This window comes from Sporolactobacillus sp. STSJ-5, assembly GCF_024385605.1.
Lineage (GTDB): Bacteria > Bacillota > Bacilli > Bacillales > Sporolactobacillaceae > Sporolactobacillus.
The window spans coordinates 1-1,757 of the sequence record NZ_JANFOJ010000043.1; the positions used below are offsets into that span (position 1 = coordinate 1).

General features: G+C 39.4%; 1 protein-coding gene. It reads left to right on the top strand.

All coding sequences use genetic code 11. The features are described from left to right. The first annotated feature begins 132 nt into the window (after positions 1-132). A complete protein-coding gene (locus tag NOM01_RS17005) occupies positions 133-1,731 on the top strand; it encodes an IS1634 family transposase (RefSeq protein WP_483315993.1) in 1,599 nt (532 codons plus the stop codon). Positions 1,732-1,757: the final 26 nt, after the last annotated feature.

The window sequence follows — 1,757 nt, forward strand, 5'->3', positions numbered from 1 at the left end:
TATCCTGCATTCCCGGTATTTTATAACAATAAAGCGTCCGAATCCCTTGATATTATTGAGATTTGGACGCTTTTTCACTTGACATTATCTCCAAACATTGGTATAATTATACCAATGTTTGGAGGCGTTCTCATGTCACTTGTCTATCTAAAGAATAAAAAGAATGGTGTTACTTATGTTTATGAATCAGTAGGATACTGGGATAAAGAAAAAAAACAAGCACGAAATAACCGGAAGTGCATTGGAAAACTGGATCCCGTAACAGGGGACTTCGTCCCTTCCAAAAAATATTCCGAAACGATGAAAGAATTGATCGCCAAAAAACCAGGCCCAGTTCCGACAGAGCGAGCGGAACGCCGATTTTACGGAACAACCTATTTGTTTGATACCATTGGCACAAAATTGGGAATTACTGAGGACCTCAAACGTTGTTTTCCTGATACCTACAAGCAAATCCTGTCGGTAGCCTATTATTTAGTCATGGAGGATCGAAACTCAATAAGCCGCTTTCCCAAATGGGCACGGACACATGTTCATCCGTTCGGTAAAAATATCCCGTCACAACGGAGTAGCGATCTTTTTGGTTCAATTACTGAGGATGCCAAACAGCAGTTTTTTCACCGACAAGCTGAGCGCCGCATTCAAGAGGAGTATTTAGCGTATGATACCACCTCTATTTCTTCATACTCCAAGTCTTTGAAACAAGTGAAATACGGAAAAAACAAAGACCATGATCCATTACCACAGATTAATATGGCTCTTTTGTTTGGTGAGACCTCCGGTCTTCCTGTGTCATACCGTAAACTTCCAGGGAACATCGCAGATGTGAAAACGATCCAGCACCTTTTGAAGGAGTTTGAACTGTTCGGGAAAAAGAAAACTAAGATTGTGATGGATCGTGGATTCTACAGTGAGCAGAATATTAATGCATTCTACGAAAAACATCTCAAGTTTCTTATAGGTGTGCGTACTTCACTGAAATTTGTTCAAAAGAAATTAGCAGAAGTTCGGGCTACTATGGTTTCGAGGCCTCATTATCAGTCGACTATCGGTCTTTACTATCAATCCTTCATGACCGATTGGAATTATGAAAGCCTTCAAAAACGCTCTGGTGAAGTAATTAAAACCAAAAAACGGGTTTATCTGCATCTTTACTACAATGACCAAAAAGCCACCGATGATAAAATGGCTTTTAATAAACTCCTTGATGTGCTTGAAGAAGAATTAATTTCAGGTCGTCGAAATCCAGATCACGAAAAATTGTATGCCCGATACTACATGATTAAAGAAACACCTGTCCGAGGTATTACGTTAACACCCAAAAAGGAAGCTATTGAAAAAGCGGAACAGGATTATGGGTATTTCGCTTTACTCTCCAATGGGATCAAAGATCCCATTGAAGCCATTAACATTTACCGAACCAAAGATATGATTGAGAAAGCCTTTGGGAATCTAAAAGAACGGTTAAATCTAAGACGAACCTCAGTTTCTTCCGAGGAAAACTTAGATGGCAAATTATTCGTTCAGTTTATTGCTCTGTTCTATCTTTCGTACATAAAAAAAGCCATGAGCGATCATGACCTCTTCAAACGATACACACTTCAAGAAGTTCTTGATGACTTAGATGTCATTGAACAATTCCGGCAACCTGGTCATGATGCATCAATTGGTGAAATGACCAAGAAACAAATGGATCTGTACAAAGAGCTTGGCGTGATGATCCCATCATAGGTATAAATTCACGGGAATGTAGGTTA